Genomic DNA, 17,391 nt, shown 5'->3' with positions numbered 1-17,391 from the left:
GGTTCATTCCTGTTGTGTCGCCTGGGATTCTGTTTTTCGGGCAGACAAGTACGCTCTCGAGCTTGCTCGTGATGCGACTTTCAATCTAGCCCTTATTTCAGAATCCGCTGGCGGCAAACACTTTGCTGTTATCTGTGTTCTTTAGCGCATGACCGCGCCAAGTAAAGGGATTGATGCCTTCGGTACGGGAAAAAATATGCGAGAAGTGCGATTGATCACAGAATCCGCACTCATGACTTATCTGGGTCAAGGTCATGTCCGTGTGCTGGATCAGGCACTTTGCGCGAGCGATGCGCTGGCAGCGAATCCATTCCTGAGGCGAAAGGCCGGTGCTGCGTTTGAAGGCTCTGGAGAAATAGCTTCTGGACAAGGCACAGGCGCGGGCCAGTTCGGAGACTTCGATGTTTTCACCCAGTTTTTCGAGGATCAACTGTTTGGCCAGACGCTCGCGCCAGAGGGTCAGGCCGCCGCTGACGGCTGTCTGTTGCTTGATGCCGTCCATGGTTTTGCATATCGAGCAGGGGTATTGCGGAACCTGAGTCATGGCAATGTCCATTGTCGCGTGAAGGTGCAAATGAGTTGGCTGTTTTGTCAGCACCTTTCGATGGGCAAAAGTCTGCGCAGAGAGCGCCATTCTTGGGTGAGGGAACAGGGCTGACGAGTTAATCGTTGTTAATTTCGCAGGCGACGATCAGCCGCTATCGGTTTTGCGCAGCGCTCTGGCCTGCGCTTTCCAGTACTCGCTCAGCGAGTTTTCAGCCAACTGAGAAAGCCGCCTTTCTTGACCTGGGCAGGTCTTGCCAGCAGCGCCGAATGACTGTTCTTCTGCCGAACCGCCTGCAACTTGTGCAGCGCGTTATTGACCTGGCCGGATTGCTCCATACAGGCACGTGCGACGTTCTTGTCGATTCGATAGATGATGCTGGAGGTCATTGCCGTGAATCGCGCTTCGGACGGTGTATCCGCGAGAATGCTTTGCTCGCCCATGACCTCGCTCGGCCCCATGCGGCCCGCCTCGACTTGCTCGTTGCCGTTGGCCACCGAGGCACTGACCACCCCTGTGGCAATCACGAACAGGTAATCGGCAACCTCGTCGAAATCCAGCACCACTTGCCCCGCCGAGTACTGCTGCGCGGTCATGTGTTGTGCCAGTCGGTCGCGTTCCGGCTCGCTCAATGAGCGGAAGACTTTCACCTCTTCCAGCAGAGTGCGGGCACGGGACGTCGGTTCGCTGCTGCCGTCGAGCTGACGGACGATGCCTGCGGCTTCCAGATGGCGGTGCGCGAGGTCGAAGAGTTGATTACGCACTTCGCCTTTCTTGCTCAGGTCCGCGATAAAACCGCTGGCCACATATTCGGACATGCTTTCCCCGGCTTCCTTGAGCACTGCTTTCGGGGCTGGGGAGAGCAACAGGCTGCTGCTGCCCTGCAAGGTACGATCCAGTGCATCAAGCACACGGCGCGGGCGGATATGATTCGGCACCTGAATGCTGATCGAGACACCGTGCATGTGAGTCGGCCTGCTCAGGTTGACGATCTTGGCCTTGGCCGCCACGGAATTGGGCACGACGGCCGTGCTGCCTGCTCCGGTCAGCAAATGTGTGGCGCGCCAGTCGATATCGGTCACCTTGCCTTCGATACCGTCGATCGCGACCCAGTCATCGACCTGATAGGGCTTGGTGGTGTTAAGCACGATCCCGGAAAACACATCGCTCAAGGTGCTTTGCAGCGCCAGACCGACAATGATTGCCACGGCACCCGAAGTTGCCAGAAGCCCTTTGACGGGCAGATCCAGCACATAACCGGCTGCCGCGACCACAGCGATCAGAAACACCAGCGCGCCAATCACGTCCTGCAGCAGGCGTCCGCTATGACCGATGCGATGCATCAGGGCCAGGCCAATCAACACTGTCAGCACACGGGCTGCGTACACCCACCAGAGAATCGCCAGTGCCGTGGCGCCCAGTTGCAGCACGCTGTCATCCGGCCAGGCCGGTGCCTGCAACGGGCTGATACCGGCATTGATGATAAGCGTACTGAAGGCCAGAAACAGACCCAGGCGAATACCGACCCGAATCACTCGAAGCTGGATGGGTGACAGATGCCAGATCGACACATCGGCCAGCAGCAACAGGGCACTCCACAGCAGGGGATGGCTCAGCAGAAAGGACATGGTGCGACTCCGGCATGACAGGCTGAAACCTGCCCGTTGGGGGCAGGTTATGGCGGGCTGGGTATCAGTTGCCGAGGTGGGTTTTCAGCTCGTTCGCCGCCTGACGCATCGCGGCGCGGACTTCAGGGATCTGGTTCAGCGGGTTGAGCAGGCCGAAGTCATGGATCATCCCGTTGTAGCGCACCGCCGTAACCGGTACGCCTGCCGCATCCAGCTTGCGGGCATAGGCTTCGCCTTCATCACGCAGCACGTCGAACTCGGCGGTCTGCACCAGCGCCGCAGGCAGGCCGCGCAATTGTTCGCTGCTGGCTTGCAGAGGCGAGGCATGGATCTGGGCGCGCTGGCCGGCATCGGTGGTGTAGTTGTCCCAGAACCACTTCATCATGCCTTTGGTCAGGAAATGACCTTCGGCAAACTGCTGGTAGGAGCCGTTATCGAAGTTCGCATCGGTGACCGGCCACAGCAGCAACTGGAAGCGCAGCGCCGGTGTTTTCTGTTCCTTGGCCATCAGTGCAACGACTGCTGCCATATTGCCGCCGACACTGTTGCCCGCCACCGCCAGACGGCTGCCATCGACGCCGATCTGCTTGCCGTGCTCGGCCACCCAGCGGGTTGCGGCATAGGCCTGATTGATTGCTGTCGGGTACCGGGCTTCAGGCGATGGCGTGTAATCCACATACACGGCTACCGCACCGGAGCCGACCACCAGATCACGGATCAGTCGCTGGTGAGTCGGGAAGTCACCCAAAACCCAGCCGCCACCGTGGAAGAACATGAACACCGGCAGGTCACCCTTGATCTTGGCAGGACGGACGATCTTGAGGGTGATCTTCTGACCGTTGGCATCAATCGAACGCTCGCTGACCTCCACGCCCGACAGATCCACCTTGACCGAGGTCTGCGCGCCGGCCAGGACTGCGCGGGCATCCTTGGGGCTCAGTTGTTCAAGCGGTTTGCCACCGCCAGCGGCCAGGGCTTCGAGAAAGGCCTGAGTGTTGTGTTCGACGCCAGGGCTGCCAGCGGCAAAGGCACTATTGACGGACAGGGCGAGCAGGGTCGTGGTCAGGGCTTTTTGCAGAGTGTTCATGGGATCAGTCCTTTTGAAAAACGAAAGTGGTTGGCGGATAAGGGCAGTCCTGGCTTCGGGCCTTGTCTGCACCATGGACACAGATTAATAGGGTGATGAAAGGCGAAAAAGCGGCTATAAAGCGTTTAACTGTCAACCAGGTTGTGACAATGAACCCCTTTGAAGATATGCGTATTTTTTGCCAGGTCATGGAGTCGGGCAGCTTCACGGCGGCCTCCGACAAACTGGGCCTGTCCAAGCAGTTCGTCAGTCGTCGCCTGATGCAGCTCGAAGAGCGGCTGGGCGTGCGCTTGCTCAATCGCTCAACTCGCCGCCTGGATGTCACCCCGCTGGGGCAGAGCTATTACGAATCGGCCTTGCGCCTGCTGGGCGACGTCGAGCAGGTCGAGCAAGGCATTTCGGGGCAGAACAGCGAACCACGCGGGACCTTGCGCCTGAGCGCGCCGCTATCATTTGCCGTGGCGCATCTGGGTTGCCTGCTTCCGTTGTTTCTGCAGCGCTACCGGGATGTGGCAGTGGAGGTGGACCTGAGTGATCGGCCGGTGGACCTGCTCAGCGAGGGCTATGATCTGGTGCTGCGTATTGGCGTGCTGGAAGACTCCAGCCTGATTGCCCGGCGTATCGCAACAATTGACCGGGTGTACTGCGCCAGCCCTGCATATCTGGCTGAACGGGGACGTCCGGAAAAACCTGAAGACCTCCACGCCCACGACTGCTTGCCCTATGGCCATAACCGTCAGGTGCAGTGGCGTTTTCAGGGCAGCGGCAAACCCGTGAGCCTCAATGTCAGCGGGCGGATGCGTACCAATAACGGCGAGTTGTTGCGAGATGCGGCGATTGCCGGGCTTGGCATCACCTACTTGCCGACCTTCATTGTCGGGGCCGCGCTGAGCAGTGGAAGTCTGGTCAGGGTGCTGGATGACCTGCGTCCCGAGCCCCTCACATTGTCGGCGGTTTATCCACAGCATCGTCAGGCTTCAAGGCCGGTGCAGGCCCTGATCGAGTTCTTGCGCGAACGGTTGGCAACCAGCGATACCCTTTGAGCTGACAGGGTGATAACTGAGCTGTTTGCATATTAGGCTAGATCGAAAATGAATTTAGATAATGTTTTTTAGAATGATAGGGTTCTAAGAATTCGTTTCAAACATTGAAACCGTTATCAAAAAATCGGCTACCGCACCTGCGGATCCAGACCCCATTTCGATCCAGTGGAGATTGCACGTGCCCGACAACACCCTTGCCCGATGGAAAAAAAGCGTTCTGTCCGGTCTGTTCCTGACGCTTGCGGCTTCGTTGAATGCTCAGGCCGCTGATCTGGTGGTGGGCGACCAGAGCTACAGCGCCCGTACCGTGATGGAAGCTGCGGGTGTGCTCAACGACCTGCCTTACGAACTGGAATGGAAGCAGTTCACCGCCGGCTCGCCAGTGGCCGAAGCCTTGAACGTTGGCAGTCTGGATATTGGCCTGCTGGGGGATTCGCCGGCGCTGTTCATGGGCGCTCTGGGCGCACCGATCAAGGTCATCGGCGTGTCGCGGCAGAATCTGGATGGCGTGGCCATCGTGGTACGCAAGGACTCTTCCATCAAGAGCGTTGCGGATCTGGCAGGCAAGAAAGTGGCGATCTGGAAAGGCTCTTTCAGCCAGCAATTGATGCTCACCGCACTGGACAAGGCGGGTGTGCCCCGTGATGCCGTGGACTATCGTTATCTCAGTGCGCTGGATTCTTCTCACGCTCTGGACGGTGGTTCGGTGGATGCCATTGCGACCTGGGAGCCCTACGTCACCCAGCAGGAACGCCAGGGCGCCAGGATCATCATCACGGCCAAGGGGCTGATTCCGGCCCAGAGTTTCATTGTTGCCAACGACAAGGCCATCAAGAACAAGCGTGCCCGGATCAACGATTTCCTTCAGCGTTTGCAAGCGGCCCGCGACTGGTCGGTGCGTGATCCGAAAAACAGCGAAACCTACGCCAACGCCTGGTCAGGCCTGACCCGAGCCGACGCTGAAGTCGCCCGCCGCTGGTTCTCCCGCTCGCAGATCGTCGTGGTACCGATTACACCTGAAGTGATTGCGGGCGCGCAGCAGACCATCGATTTTTTCAACAGTGCCGGGCTGACCAAAAGCTATCCTGCGGCCAGTGTGTTCGATGAGTCGTTCAATTCGGCGCTTAAATTGCAGGAGCAGGTTTCACGTTGATTCATGCTTTATTCGCGAATGAATTCCACACCCGGCTGTTGGAGCGAATTCATTCGCGAAACCCCACGCCCCAACCACTCAGGAGCCCTTCACCATGACGTTCACTTCATTGCACTGGGGCGTCTACCGCCCACAGGTTGTGGACGGAAAGCTTGAAGCGCTGGTGCCCGCCGAGTGGGACAAGGACCCTTCGCCCATCGGTGATTCGGTGGCAGGCGCCATCACGTCGCCGACCCGTATCAAGCGTCCCGCCGTGCGTCGCAGCTTCCTTCAGGAGTCCGGTGGTCGGCCTGAACTGCGTGGCCAGGAGCCTTTCGTCGAAGTGTCCTGGGACGTTGCACTGGATCTGGTCGCCCGAGAGCTGAAGCGCATCAGGGGCGAGCATGGCAATCAGGCCATCTTTGGCGGCAGTTATGGCTGGGGCAGTGCAGGGCGTTTTCATCATGCCCAGAGTCAGTTGCATCGCTTCCTCAACTGCCTGGGTGGTTATGTGTTCAGCACCGACAGTTACAGCCTCGGCGCAGGTCGGGTGTTGATGCCGCATATCGTCGGCAATATGGACTGGCTGCTGGCGGCGCATACCTCCTGGAAGAACCTGGCCGAGCATTGCGAGCTGTTCGTGGCCTTCGGTGGCTTGCCCGCCAAGAACGCCCAGACCAGCCCCGGCGGTGCCAGCGATCACCTGCTGGCTGATGCCTTGCAGGCGATGTCGAAAGCGGGTGTGGAGTTCGTCAATGTCAGCCCGTTGCGCGATGACTTGGTCGGCCCTGAAAAGAATGAATGGCTGGCGGTTCGTCCCGGCAGCGATACGGCGCTGATGATGGCGTTGTCCTGGGTCTTGATTACTCAAGGGTTGTATGACGAAGCCTTTGTGCAGCGCTATACCGTGGGCTATAAGCGCTTTCGCGAGTATCTGCTGGGGCATGTCGACGGGCAGCCAAAGGACACGCAATGGGCCGAGCAACTGACTGGAATCCCGGCCCGCCAGATCACCGAACTGGCGCAGCGCATGGCCAGTAAGCGGACCATGATCAATGTCGCCTATTCCTTGCAGCGCTCCATTCATGGCGAACAACCGTTCTGGATGACCGTGACCCTGGCCGCGTTGCTGGGGCAGATCGGTTTGCCGGGAGGCGGTTTTGGTCTGGGCTATGGCTGCATGAACAATACGGGCAGCGGTCGCAAGGCATTCTCGGGGCCACGCTTCGAGCAGGGCAGCAACCCGGTCAAGGATTTTATCCCGGTGGCGCGTGTCGCCGACATGCTGCTCAACCCCGGCGAGCCTTTCGATTACAACGGCCAGCAGCGGCACTATCCCGACATTCGGCTGGTGTACTGGGCCGGCGGTAATATCTTCCACCACCATCAGGACCTCAACCGCCTGCTGGATGCCTGGCAGCGGCCTGAAACCATCATCGTTCACGAGCAGTACTGGACCGCCCAGGCCAGGTACGCCGATATCGTCCTGCCTGCGACCACGGCGCTGGAGCGCAATGACATCGGCAGCTCGGCTTCCGACCGTTTCATGATCGCCATGGAGCAAGCCATCGAGCCGGTGGGCGAAGCCCGCGACGACTATTCGATCTTTGCCGACCTGGCGCAGCGCCTGGGCTTTATCGATACCTTCACCGAAGGGCGTGATGCATCGGCCTGGCTGCGTCATATCTATGAGCAGTCTCGCGAGCGGGCTGAAACCTTTGGCGTACAGTTGCCGGACTATGACCGGTTCTGGCGCGACGGCCTGTTCGAGGTGCAATACCCCGAAACCGACATGATTCTGCTCAAGCCTTTTCGCGATGATCCGCAGGCCAACCCTTTGCCCACACCTTCAGGGCGTATCGAAATTTTCTCCGAGCGCATTGCCGGGTTCGGTTACGCGGACTGTCCGGGGCATCCGGTCTGGCTGGACAAGCCTGCGACCTCATTTCCCTTGCACCTGCTGTCCAACCAGCCGCGAACCCGCCTGCACAGTCAGTACGATCATGGCGCCTATAGCCGCGCCTCGAAGATCCGCGAACGCGAGCCATTGACCCTCAATCGCCGCGATGCCCAGGCACGCGGTATTGGTGACGGCGATGTGGTCAAGGTCTTCAATGAGCGCGGTGCTTTTCTGGCCGGGGTGATTGTCTCGGACGACATTCGTCCTGGTGTCGTGCAGATCGCCACGGGAGCCTGGTTCGACCCTCTGATACATGGCCAGAAGGGCTGCCTTGAGAAACATGGCAACCCGAACGTGATCACCCTCGATGCAGGGTCTTCAAGCCTGTCTCAGGGCTGCTCGGCACAAACCGCATCGGTGGAGGTTGTGAGGTGGGATCAGGCGTTGCCTGAAGTGACGGCCTTTGAGCCGCCACTTCTGACGTCATGCTAATCGTTGACCTGAATGATCCCTTCCCGAACGGCGAAAAGCACCAGACTGGCAAGGTCGTGAATCCCCAGACGATGCATGACCTGGGAGCGATGGGCTTCCACCGTCTTGACGCTCAGGCCAAGACCCAGTGCGATGGAACGGGTCGATTCGCCACGGGCGATCAGGCGCAGGATTTCAAGCTGTCGTTCGGTCAGTGAAAAATTTCCGGATCTTGTGGGCGAGTGGGGCGTGAGGCTTTTCTTGACTGCCTCGCTGACCACCAGCGGCACGACCTCCGAAGACAGGTATTGATCGCCATGCTGCAATGCTTGCAGGGCCAGTTCCAGCTCCAGAAAACTGGCGCTCTTGAGCAGATAGCCCTGGGCACCCAGTTGCAGGCACTTCATGACAAAGCCTGAGTCGGTATGTGTCGACAGCATCAGCACCTTGGAGCAGGGCGCATGCACCGACAGTTCTTCCAGTGCATGCACGCTGCATGATCGCTCCATGGACATGTCCAGCAGGACGATGTCCGGCGACAGCAGGCAAGCCAGCTGGATGATGCTGTCTCCATCGCCAGCTTCACCGACGATTTCGTATTCGTGTTGTTTTTCCAGTAGTGCCCGGATACCCGCCCGAAACAATGGGTAGCTATCAGCGAGCAGAATTCGGCAAGGCATATTTCCGGCCTGTGTCGCATGGGAAGGGTATAGCTGGCAACGAGTGAAAGCTACGATTACTGTTCTCCCGTGGGAGTTGATGATAGCCCGCTGATAGCGGACTGCATCCGTGCGAAATACGGCCACTCAAAGGACATCCCTATCCCTGATTGTGGCGCTGGCATTGCGTTAGCCATGCCGTGCGCTGTCACCAAACTGTTGGATCAGTATCGGTACTCTGGACAGCGGTTCTATCGCTTGTGCAGCGCCCATGCGAATGGCTTCCTTGGGCATGCCGAAGACAATGCAGCTGGCCTCATCCTGAGCGACGGTATGGGCTCCGCTTTCACGCATGGCCAGCAGGCCGCGGGCGCCATCGTCACCCATGCCGGTCATGATCACGCCCAGGGTATTGGCGCCTGCATGTCTGGCCATGGAGCGGAACAGCACATCTACCGATGGCTTGTGCCGGTTGACCGGTGGGCCGTCGAGAACCTCGACCTGATAGTGGGCTCCGTTGCGCTTGAGCTGCATGTGCAGACCGCCGGGGGCGATCAAGGCCAGGCCGCTGTGAACGCGGTCCAGGTGTTTGGCTTCGCGGACTTCGATCTGACACAGGCTGTCGAGACGCCTGGCAAAATCGGCCGTGAATTTCTCCGGCATGTGTTGAACGATCACAATGCCCGGACAGTCACGTGGCAGTTGGCGAAGAATGAATTCCAGTGCCTGGGTGCCGCCGGTCGAACAGCCCAGAGCCACGACCCGGTCGGTGGTTCTGAGCAGCGGGTTTGCCGGTGGCGGCGGTGCCTCCGCGGCCTGGGTACGTGCAGGTGGCCGGAAAGCGCCTGGGCGGGTGCGGGCGGCTTCTTCGATCTTGCGGATCAGATCCCCCGAGATCTGCTCAAGGCTCTGTTTCAGGCCCAGCCGGGCCTTGGTGAAAACACCCACCGCACCGGCCGCCAGGGCTTCGACGGAAACACTGGCACCGGCTTCGGTCAGGGTCGAGCAGATCAGGGTCGGGGTCGGGCGCTCGCTCATGATCTGCCGCAGAAAGGTCAGGCCGTCCATACGCGGCATTTCCACGTCCAGAATGATGACATCCGGCCAGTCGCGCCGCATCTTGTCGATGGCGTAGATCGGGTCGCTGGCCTGGCCGATCACCTCGATACCGGGGTGGCTTGCCAGGCAATTGGTCAGTACCTGGCGAACCAGGGCCGAGTCGTCGACGATGAATACGCGGATCACAGAATATGTCCACCTGTCCTTGAGTTCTGTGTGATGACGGGCAACGTGACTTCATTGCGCTGGCATTCGATCCTGCCGCTCAGTCCATCGATCTGCAGGCGGCGGTAATGGTCGCCATTGAGATCGTGCAAGTCCACCGACCATTTGCGCAGGTGGAATTCCTTGCGGGCGAAATCGCTGTTGGTGTGGCCGATCTTGCGCAGGCCGTTGCCCTCGAAGCGCGTCATGCAGCCCCCGCCGAAAATGCCTTTGCGGTACTCGCTCGGGGTGGTGCCGTGACGCACCATGTCGGCATGCATGCGCTGGAACACGGCTTCACCGTAGCGAGTGTCGTGATCATTGCAGTTTGCGGTCGGGTCACGGGGCAGCAGGTAGTGCGACACTCCCAGTAACCGCCAGCGTGGATGCCAGAGAATGACTGATACGCAACTGCCCAGCAGCGTCGTGACCGGTCCGTCGTGGCGACCGAAGAAGTAATCACCGGGTCGCAGGAAAAGGGGTTGGTTTATAGACATTCGTACACCGAAGGCCTTACCAGCCGTACAGGTAGATCAAAACCGTGAATGCTTTCAGCATGACCTATGAATAAAAGGCCGCCTGGACGTAACTGACAGACAAGGCGCTGCACGATACGTTTTTTCTCTTCATTGTCGAAGTAAATCAATACATTACGCAGAAAAATCACATCAAACAGGCCCACGTCCTCTGACAAGGGTTGAACGATGTTGACTTCCTGTAGCGTGATACGGTCGCGCAGGGCTGCCTTGACCCTGAAGCGTCCGCTCATGTCTTCAATCCCCTTGAGGCAATAACGCTGCATCCAGCCTTCTGGAAAGTACTTGGCCTGCGTCAGATCATAGATACCCTCGTGGGCCTTTTGCAGCATGCTCAGGCTAAGATCGCTAGCCATGATGGACCAGTCCTGTGTAGTGGCACTTTCACTCAGAACCATGGCCAGAGTGTAAGGTTCCTCGCCCGATGAGCAGGCTGCACTCCATAGTCGTAACGATCCCCGTCGCCGTGCCAGCCACTGGCCCAGAAACTCGAAATGCGGGTTTTCGCGGAAAAAATAGGTTTCGTTTGTGGTCAGAAGATCGACCACCAGACGGCGCTCCTGCTTGTACAGGGGCTGTTCAAGCATGTGCAGGTATTCGGTGTAGCTGTCCAACTGGTAATAGCGAAGACGCTTCATCAGGCGCCCGGCAACCAGCGGGCGCTTGTTCTGCGCCAGCTGGATGCCCGAAGCATCAGCCATTAGCTTTTGCAGATGGAGAAACTCGGCGTCGCCGAGTGTCGGCATCTTCAAGGCTTCTGACATTTCAACTTCCCTTGAGCACAGCAAGACTGAGCTGGCGAATGTCATCCAGGGACAACACTTGTGCAATGTTCAGAATGATGGTGAAGGTCTGGTCGCGACGTGCCATGCCCGCGATGAAATCCGTACGGATACCGGCCCCGAACGGCGGTGCGGGCACCACCTGCTGCGGGTCGATATCCAGCACGGCGTCCACGGCATCCACTACCAGGCCGATGCGCTGGTAGAGGTCTTCCAGCGTCAGCTCGATGATCACGATGCAGGTGCGCTTGCCGGGCGTGGTCAGCTCGAAGCCGAAGCGCGCTGCCAGATCGAGCACCGGCACCACGTTGCCGCGCAGGTTGATCACACCATGGATAAAGGCCGGCATCATCGGTACGGACGTGACTTCGTCGTACTCGATGATCTCGCGCACCAGATCGATAGGCAGCGCATAAGCGGCGTCCCGCACTCGAAACGACAGGTGCTGGATGCTCATCGTGTCGGCGTCGGATAACCGTTCGACAGTTTGGGGAAGACTCATGATCGTACCTCCCGTTAGTTGAAGCTGACGAACTGGCCTTCATCGACCTGTGACTTGCCTCTGGACCACGGCTGCGTCGGGCTGCTGTAGTTGTCATTGGCGCGTGACTGAGGTTTCGATGAAGACTGTGCCTCGAAGCGGAAGAAGCCGATCAACTCCTGCAACTGGCCGGCCTGGGCATTCATTTCTTCTGCGGTGGCTGCCAGCTCTTCAGACGCCGAGGCGTTCTGTTGGGTGATCTGGTTCATCTGGCCCATGGCGATATTGATCTGCCCGGCTGCACCGCTCTGCTCCTGGGAGGCTGCTGTGATTTCCTGCACCAGATCAGAGGTCTTCTGGATATTGGGCACGATCTCGTTGAGCAGGCGCCCGGCCTGTTCGGCCAGTTGTACGCTGCTGGAGGCGACCTGACCGATTTCCTGAGCGGCTACCTGGCTGCGTTCGGCCAGCTTGCGCACTTCGGCTGCGACCACAGCGAAGCCTTTGCCATGATCACCTGCGCGAGCTGCTTCGATGGCGGCGTTCAGGGCCAGCAGGTTGGTCTGGTAGGCGATGTCGTCGATGATGCTGATCTTGTCGGCAATCTGCTTCATGGCCAGAACCGTGTCGCCTACCGCGCCGCCGCCTTGAACGGCGTCATTGGCAGCCTTGCCGGCGATGCCGTCGGTGATCTTGGCGCTTTCTGTGTTCTGGGAAATCGAGGCGGACATCTGCTCCACCGAGGCACTGGTCTGTTCGACACTGGCGGCCTGTTCGTTGGCGGCCTGGCTCAGGGATTGCGAGGTCGAGCTGACCTGCTCCGAAGCCGAGGAAAGCGAATCGGCGGCACTGCGCACATCGCCCAGAATGCTGCGCAGACGCACAGCCATGTTCTGCATGGCTGACAGCAGTTGACCGGTTTCGTCCTTGCTGTTGACTTCAAGGTCCTTGCTCAGATCACCCGCCGCCATGCGGTTGGCAGCTTCCACTGCGCCATTGAGCGGCTTGGTGATGCTGCGGGTGACCAGCACGCCGATCAGCATGCCCAGCAGGGTAGCCACGGCCACCAGCACAATCATCTGCACGCGGGAGCTTTCGGAGATATTGGTGATTTCCTGATTTGACTGCCCGGCCCGTTCTTTTTTGTAATCGACCACTTCACCCAGCATGCGATCGACTACCTCGGACGTCGATATGGCCTTTGGCAACAGATTGGTCGCCTCGCTGGCTTCCTGGAGCTGGCCGCTTTGTTGATGGGCGAGCAAGAGTTGCTTGGCTATGTTTTCGTATTCGGTCAGTGGTGCCAGCAAGCCATCGACTCTGGCCTGGCCCTCTTTGGTGATGAAGCTCTCGCGGGATTTGATGATCAGGGCGCGAGTGGTTTCCAGTGTGCTGCGAGTCATGTTGGCCGCGCTTTCCCGCTCTTCCTGAGTGGTGGAGAGCAGACTTTGGCGCATGGCGCGACCTGCGGTGATCAACTGGATATTGGCTTCCTGCAACTGGCTCATGCCCTCGACGTCGATATCGTACATGCGATCCGAAAGTCGGTTCACCTCGTCCAGGTTGCGGATGCCGAGCAAGCCAATGGTCGCGGTCAAGGCCACGACTATCAGAAAACCGAGTGTCAGCCTGACCCCTATCTTCATATTTCGGATGAACTGCATGCTTACATCTCCTGAAGGCTGCAAAAGTTAGTTGGCGCTGGCGACACTGGTTTGATTGGCGCTTTCGACCTGGGCTTGCAAATGGCGAAACAGGCTGGGGATATCCAGAATCAGTGCAACCTGACCGGACCCCAGAATGGTTGAGCCGCTGATACCGCGAAGGTGCTGGAACATCTTGCCCAGAGGCTTGATGACGGTTTGCAGCTCACCGTGCAACTGATCGACGATCAGCCCGGCCTGCTGGCGTCCCTGGCTGACCACGACAATGTTGCGACGCCGGGACGGCTCGGCCTTGATGCCGAAGTGACTGTTCAGCGCAATGCACGGCAGAGGTCTGCCGCGCAGGTTCAGATAGCCATAGCCGTTTTCCAGGGGCGGCGCGGTGGCCTCCATGCATTCGGTGACCACATCCAGCGGAATGACAAAGCTGTCCTGGCCCACACTGACCAGAAAACCATCGATGATGGCCAGGGTCAGCGGCAGGCGAATGCGGAAGGTGCAGCCTTCACCGGCAACCGAATCGATTTCGATCGTGCCGCGCAGTTGATCGATGGCGCTGCGCACGACATCCATCCCTACACCGCGTCCCGACAGGTTGGAAACCTGTTCGGCAGTGGAGAAACCGGCTTCGAATATCAGCAGGTGAATATCGCTGTCGCTCAATTGCGCATCAGGTTCGACCATGCCTTTGGCGATGGCTTTTTCCAGAATGCGTGCGGTATTCAGGCCGCGACCGTCATCGCTGATTTCCAGCACGATCATGCCGGAGTCGTGATAGGCATTGAGGCTTAGATTGCCCTCTGCCGGTTTGCCGACCGCCAGACGATCGGCGGCGGATTCGATGCCGTGGTCGATGGCGTTGCGAACCAGGTGGGTCAGAGGATCGGCCACCTTGTCGATCACCGACTTGTCCAGTTCGGTTTCGCCGCCACGAATGGTCAACTGGATTTTCTTGTCCAGTTCCTGGCTGACGTCACGCACCACGCGATGGAAGCGGTTGAAGGTTTCGCCCACTTCGACCATGCGCAGTTTCAGCGCGATTTCGCGAATCTGCTCCACGTGCTGAAGCACCGCCTGGGTGCTTTCGATGCTGCCATTGTGACCGCCCAGACGGGCCTGCATCTGTGCGCCGGCCGTGCTGATGACCAGCTCGCCTACCAGATTGATCAACTCGTCGAGCTTGTTGGCTGCAACCTTGACCATCGTGTTTTCCACGGGGCGACGGTCGCGGTTGGGATTCGGAGCTGCCGCAGGTCTTTCAGGCGCGGCCACAGCTACCGGGGCCAAGGCCTGTACTTGCAGGACCGGAGCCTGTTCGACGACCGGGTACTGCTCGACGAGTGTCACGCCGGCCTCGGGCTCTGAAGTCAGTCGCTCGATCTGCAGGGTGCAGAAGTCCTGAATGAACTCGAAAACGTCTTCGATCTCGCTGGCCTGAGCGCTGCTGCGCAGGGTCAGGTTCAGTTCCAGATAGCAGTCTTCAGGATCAAGACTTCCCAGCTCCGGCAAGGACGGTGTCAGCGTCTGCATGCTCGTGATGGTGCCGAGCTTCTTGAGATAGCGCACGAAGGCTGCCGGGTCGAAACCGTTCTGAAACAGCTCCCTGGCAAATGCGATGGAAACCTGCCAGTCGTGTTCATCATCGTTGATGACCGCTTCGTTGCTGACTGACGTGGCATCTTCGGTTTCTACGGCTTCATGCCCCTGAGCCTTGGCCAGTGCTGCGAGCAGAGGCGCCTGACGGCTTTCGTTGGCTTCCATCACACCGTTGTCGGGGTCTACGCTTTCGAGCATGGTGCTCAACTCATCCATGCACTTGAGCATGAGTGAGGTGAGGTCCGAGGTCAGCACCCGCTGCCCGTCGCGCACCGACATCAACAGGCTTTCCAGATGATGGGTGAGGGTGACCAGCGGCGTCAGCGAGAAGATCCCGGCCGAACCCTTGAGGGTGTGAACGGCACGAAAAAGACCATTGACCGCGTCGTGATCGTCCGGGGTGGTTTCAAGACGCAGCAGGCTGTCTTCGGCATCCTTGAGCAGGTCCCGGCCTTCATCCAGAAAGCCCTGCAATAACTGATTCCACTGTTCGCCACTGAGCATCGGTCAATCCTCGGCCTGAGCCACAGGTTGGAGCACATCCAGAGCCAGCAGCCCGGTCATTTCCATCACGCTGGGCGAAGCTGCACTGACACTGGCTGATGCCCCGCTCAATGACAGTTCGCGCTGCAACGCCAGCAATAGCTGAACGCCGGCGCTGTCGATTTCATCGACGCCGCTGAGGTCCAGTTGCCAGGCCTGGGCCTGTGTTGAGATCAAGGGCATGAGCAACTCATGTGCCTGCCTGACTTCGTAGATGGTCAGGTCGCCTTTCACATGCATCAGCGTGGGTGTGTCTTGCGTCCCTTCGGTTATCGAGAACATGGGCTTACCCCAGCAGTTTCTCGACCGCAGCGAGCAACTGCTGAGGCTGAAAAGGTTTGACGATCCAGGCCTTGGCACCCGCGGCCTGGCCTTCGGCTTTCTTGGACTGCTCGCTTTCGGTGGTGAGCATGATGATGGGGGTGAAGCGGTATTCGGGGCGTGCCTTGACCTCTTTGACCAGGCCGATGCCATCGAGATTGGGCATGTTCACGTCACTGATGATCAGGTTGACCTTCTGCCCGGTGAGCTTGCTGAGGGCATCGCGCCCGTCTACAGCCTCGATCACTTGATGCCCTGCGCTGCTCAGGCTCATTCTCACCAGTTGGCGCATCGATGCAGAGTCATCGACGATCAGTACGGTCTTGGCCATGTTCGGAACTCTCGTATAGGGAAAAAGCAGGAATCAGAAAAAAGTGATTTCGCTGGCGGCGGCCTGTGGTCGCCCGTGGCGCTCTTCTTCCGTAGTGAAGCGCTGACGCAGGCGATCCAGCCAGGCGTGCGGGTCATCGAGACTCTCGTCCTGACTGTGCAGGGCGCTGAGCAGTTGTTGCTGGTCGGCCTGGACATGATCGAGCATCTGATCGGCACGATCCTGGAACTGCAGGTTGACCATGATCGAGTGGATGTCGCGCTGGGTATCGCGGGCATCGCGTTGCAGTGCATGGGACGAGTCGGAGAGTTCGTTGAGGTTCTCTCCAAGGCGTGCCATGACCTGAGTGACCGAGTCGTTGAGGAAGTCCAGATTGCTACGCTCGCTTTCGCCCAGTTCGGCTGCGGCGGTGATGGTGGACTGGATGGCCTTGTTGATCTCTTCGACCTTCGTGTCCATGCCCTGGCCTGTCTCGGCGGATAGCGAAGAAAGCTTGCGCACTTCATCGGCTACCACCGAGAAACCGCGACCATGTTCCCCGGCACGAGCGGCCTCGATGGCGGCATTGAGGGCCAGAAGGTTGGTCTGGCTGGCGATTTCCTGCACGCGCTTGGCCATGAATTGCAGCTGGCTGGCATAGCTGTCGAGCTTGCTGATCGTCGTCGTCAATTCCTGCTGGCGCTGACTGCTGGCGTTGAAGGAGCGAGTCACTTCCTCGAGCCGCTGGTTGGCTTCAAGCAGGCTCGCACCGACACCGCCATTGCCCAGAATGTTTTCAGAGTTGTTGAGGCTGCTTTCCAGGCGGGTCGCAATATTGCTGAAGCTGTTGAACAGTTCGCTGATATTGGTTTGCAGCAGGTCACGGCTCTGGTTGATGCTATCGCTCCAGCTGGGGACGATGGTGTGCAACAGAGCCGGTACGTCGGGTTGGCCTTGGGGTTGGGACAAATCAGAATGGGCGTTTTCAGGTGCAATCTGTGAGGCCGGGGACCTGGAACGCAAGTGCAGCGCCACGGTAGTGGCCCCGATAATGGCCAGGCCGATGGCTGACACTGTGTTTTGTCCCAGTATTATTCCAGTGGCACCGAGTACGAGCCCAAGCCAAAAACCAATGTAGATAGCCATGCTCGCATCCATTCGATTGTCTTAAAGATAATCGGATAGTAGCGATGGTAAATTGACGTCAATATCGGGATAACCCCTAATCCTTATTCCATGAGCGGTAGGCTCTACGATGAGAGTTTATGGGTTTTTAGTTGACCGAGTCGTCAGGTAAAAGTCCTTTTTCCAATGATTTTTGATCGGGGTTGCGCTGTCTCTGGTGTGAGTGAGTGGTGTGTTTCCTAGGTGAATGGCTTAAGGGTTTGGCTGTTTTAGTGTTTTCAGGGGACAAACTAATATGAGTTTTAG

General features: G+C 58.7%; 16 protein-coding genes. 3 read left to right on the top strand and 13 right to left on the bottom strand.

The window, feature by feature from the left end; translation table 11 throughout:
• Positions 1-97 precede the first annotated feature (97 nt).
• The 3 genes from CKW23_RS09410 to CKW23_RS09400 all read right to left on the bottom strand — a co-directional run bounded on the left by CKW23_RS09410 (position 98) and on the right by CKW23_RS09400 (position 3,259).
• Positions 98-502 carry an AraC family transcriptional regulator gene (locus CKW23_RS09410; protein WP_038400551.1) on the bottom strand — a complete coding sequence of 135 codons (405 nt, stop codon included), beginning with the start codon at positions 500-502 and terminating at the stop codon, positions 98-100.
• Between the two features lie 242 nt (positions 503-744).
• Positions 745-2,172, bottom strand: coding sequence for a mechanosensitive ion channel family protein (locus CKW23_RS09405; protein WP_025261250.1), 1,428 nt, complete (start codon positions 2,170-2,172; stop codon positions 745-747).
• 64 nt (positions 2,173-2,236) lie between these two features.
• A complete protein-coding gene (locus CKW23_RS09400) occupies positions 2,237-3,259 on the bottom strand; it encodes an alpha/beta hydrolase (protein ID WP_025261249.1) in 1,023 nt (340 codons plus the stop codon).
• Between the two features lie 149 nt (positions 3,260-3,408).
• Between CKW23_RS09400 and CKW23_RS09395 the strand changes: the two genes are divergently transcribed.
• The 3 genes from CKW23_RS09395 to CKW23_RS09385 all read left to right on the top strand — a co-directional run bounded on the left by CKW23_RS09395 (position 3,409) and on the right by CKW23_RS09385 (position 7,826).
• The gene (locus tag CKW23_RS09395) at positions 3,409-4,302 is read left to right on the top strand and encodes a LysR family transcriptional regulator (RefSeq protein WP_025261248.1); all 894 of its coding nucleotides are present in this window, start codon (positions 3,409-3,411) and stop codon (positions 4,300-4,302) included.
• 178 nt (positions 4,303-4,480) lie between these two features.
• Positions 4,481-5,455 (top strand): ABC transporter substrate-binding protein, encoded by a 975-nt coding sequence (locus tag CKW23_RS09390; RefSeq protein WP_095067476.1) that lies wholly within the window; start codon positions 4,481-4,483, stop codon positions 5,453-5,455.
• A 94-nt stretch (positions 5,456-5,549) separates the two neighbouring features.
• Positions 5,550-7,826, top strand: coding sequence for a molybdopterin guanine dinucleotide-containing S/N-oxide reductase (locus CKW23_RS09385; RefSeq protein ID WP_025261246.1), 2,277 nt, complete (start codon positions 5,550-5,552; stop codon positions 7,824-7,826).
• Here the strand turns inward: CKW23_RS09385 and CKW23_RS09380 are convergent.
• From CKW23_RS09380 to CKW23_RS09335, 10 genes are all read right to left on the bottom strand, one after another.
• Positions 7,823-8,485 carry a response regulator transcription factor gene (locus CKW23_RS09380; RefSeq protein ID WP_025261245.1) on the bottom strand — a complete coding sequence of 221 codons (663 nt, stop codon included), beginning with the start codon at positions 8,483-8,485 and terminating at the stop codon, positions 7,823-7,825. The two genes, CKW23_RS09385 and CKW23_RS09380, sit on opposite strands and share 4 nt — an antisense overlap.
• A gap of 168 nt (positions 8,486-8,653) precedes the next feature.
• Positions 8,654-9,709 carry a chemotaxis response regulator protein-glutamate methylesterase gene (locus CKW23_RS09375; protein WP_025261244.1) on the bottom strand — a complete coding sequence of 352 codons (1,056 nt, stop codon included), beginning with the start codon at positions 9,707-9,709 and terminating at the stop codon, positions 8,654-8,656.
• Entirely contained in the window at positions 9,706-10,224 is a 519-nt protein-coding gene (locus CKW23_RS09370) for a chemotaxis protein CheD (RefSeq protein ID WP_236249387.1), read from the bottom strand. Before CKW23_RS09370 ends, CKW23_RS09375 begins: the two co-directional genes overlap by 4 nt.
• The gene (locus CKW23_RS09365; protein ID WP_025261242.1) at positions 10,215-11,027 is read right to left on the bottom strand and encodes a protein-glutamate O-methyltransferase CheR; all 813 of its coding nucleotides are present in this window, start codon (positions 11,025-11,027) and stop codon (positions 10,215-10,217) included. Before CKW23_RS09365 ends, CKW23_RS09370 begins: the two co-directional genes overlap by 10 nt.
• Position 11,028: 1 nt before the next feature.
• Positions 11,029-11,547: a chemotaxis protein CheW gene (locus CKW23_RS09360; protein ID WP_025261241.1), complete on the bottom strand. Its 519-nt coding sequence runs from the start codon at positions 11,545-11,547 to the stop codon at positions 11,029-11,031.
• Positions 11,548-11,561: 14 nt separating this feature from the next.
• A complete protein-coding gene (locus CKW23_RS09355; protein WP_025261240.1) occupies positions 11,562-13,190 on the bottom strand; it encodes a methyl-accepting chemotaxis protein in 1,629 nt (542 codons plus the stop codon).
• A gap of 27 nt (positions 13,191-13,217) precedes the next feature.
• On the bottom strand, positions 13,218-15,290 hold the full coding sequence (locus CKW23_RS09350; RefSeq protein ID WP_095067475.1) for a chemotaxis protein CheA: 2,073 nt from the start codon (positions 15,288-15,290) through the stop codon (positions 13,218-13,220).
• Positions 15,291-15,293: 3 nt separating this feature from the next.
• Positions 15,294-15,611 (bottom strand): STAS domain-containing protein, encoded by a 318-nt coding sequence (locus CKW23_RS09345; protein WP_216703743.1) that lies wholly within the window; start codon positions 15,609-15,611, stop codon positions 15,294-15,296.
• 4 nt (positions 15,612-15,615) lie between these two features.
• Positions 15,616-15,981 (bottom strand): response regulator, encoded by a 366-nt coding sequence (locus tag CKW23_RS09340; protein ID WP_095067474.1) that lies wholly within the window; start codon positions 15,979-15,981, stop codon positions 15,616-15,618.
• 33 nt (positions 15,982-16,014) lie between these two features.
• Positions 16,015-17,106: a methyl-accepting chemotaxis protein gene (locus CKW23_RS09335; protein ID WP_025261236.1), complete on the bottom strand. Its 1,092-nt coding sequence runs from the start codon at positions 17,104-17,106 to the stop codon at positions 16,015-16,017.
• Positions 17,107-17,391: the final 285 nt, after the last annotated feature.

The sequence above is a fragment of the Pseudomonas sp. Irchel 3A18 genome, from assembly GCF_900187465.1.
In the GTDB taxonomy this organism is placed as follows: domain Bacteria; phylum Pseudomonadota; class Gammaproteobacteria; order Pseudomonadales; family Pseudomonadaceae; genus Aquipseudomonas; species Aquipseudomonas cichorii.
The sequence above is the reverse complement of the archived record's forward strand: the minus strand, read 5'-3'. Positions and strand labels throughout refer to the sequence as shown.

Coding starts and splice junctions, on each gene's coding strand:
- CKW23_RS09410 (WP_038400551.1), bottom strand. CDS start 502: ATGGACGGCATCAAGCAACAGACAGCCGTCAGCGGCGGCCTGACCCTC.
- CKW23_RS09405 (WP_025261250.1), bottom strand. CDS start 2,172: ATGTCCTTTCTGCTGAGCCATCCCCTGCTGTGGAGTGCCCTGTTGCTG.
- CKW23_RS09400 (WP_025261249.1), bottom strand. CDS start 3,259: ATGAACACTCTGCAAAAAGCCCTGACCACGACCCTGCTCGCCCTGTCC.
- CKW23_RS09395 (WP_025261248.1), top strand. CDS start 3,409: ATGAACCCCTTTGAAGATATGCGTATTTTTTGCCAGGTCATGGAGTCG.
- CKW23_RS09385 (WP_025261246.1), top strand. CDS start 5,550: ATGACGTTCACTTCATTGCACTGGGGCGTCTACCGCCCACAGGTTGTG.
- CKW23_RS09380 (WP_025261245.1), bottom strand. CDS start 8,485: ATGCCTTGCCGAATTCTGCTCGCTGATAGCTACCCATTGTTTCGGGCG.
- CKW23_RS09370 (WP_236249387.1), bottom strand. CDS start 10,224: ATGTCTATAAACCAACCCCTTTTCCTGCGACCCGGTGATTACTTCTTC.
- CKW23_RS09365 (WP_025261242.1), bottom strand. CDS start 11,027: ATGTCAGAAGCCTTGAAGATGCCGACACTCGGCGACGCCGAGTTTCTC.
- CKW23_RS09360 (WP_025261241.1), bottom strand. CDS start 11,547: ATGAGTCTTCCCCAAACTGTCGAACGGTTATCCGACGCCGACACGATG.
- CKW23_RS09355 (WP_025261240.1), bottom strand. CDS start 13,190: ATGCAGTTCATCCGAAATATGAAGATAGGGGTCAGGCTGACACTCGGT.
- CKW23_RS09350 (WP_095067475.1), bottom strand. CDS start 15,290: ATGCTCAGTGGCGAACAGTGGAATCAGTTATTGCAGGGCTTTCTGGAT.
- CKW23_RS09345 (WP_216703743.1), bottom strand. CDS start 15,611: ATGTTCTCGATAACCGAAGGGACGCAAGACACACCCACGCTGATGCAT.
- CKW23_RS09340 (WP_095067474.1), bottom strand. CDS start 15,981: ATGGCCAAGACCGTACTGATCGTCGATGACTCTGCATCGATGCGCCAA.
- CKW23_RS09335 (WP_025261236.1), bottom strand. CDS start 17,106: ATGGCTATCTACATTGGTTTTTGGCTTGGGCTCGTACTCGGTGCCACT.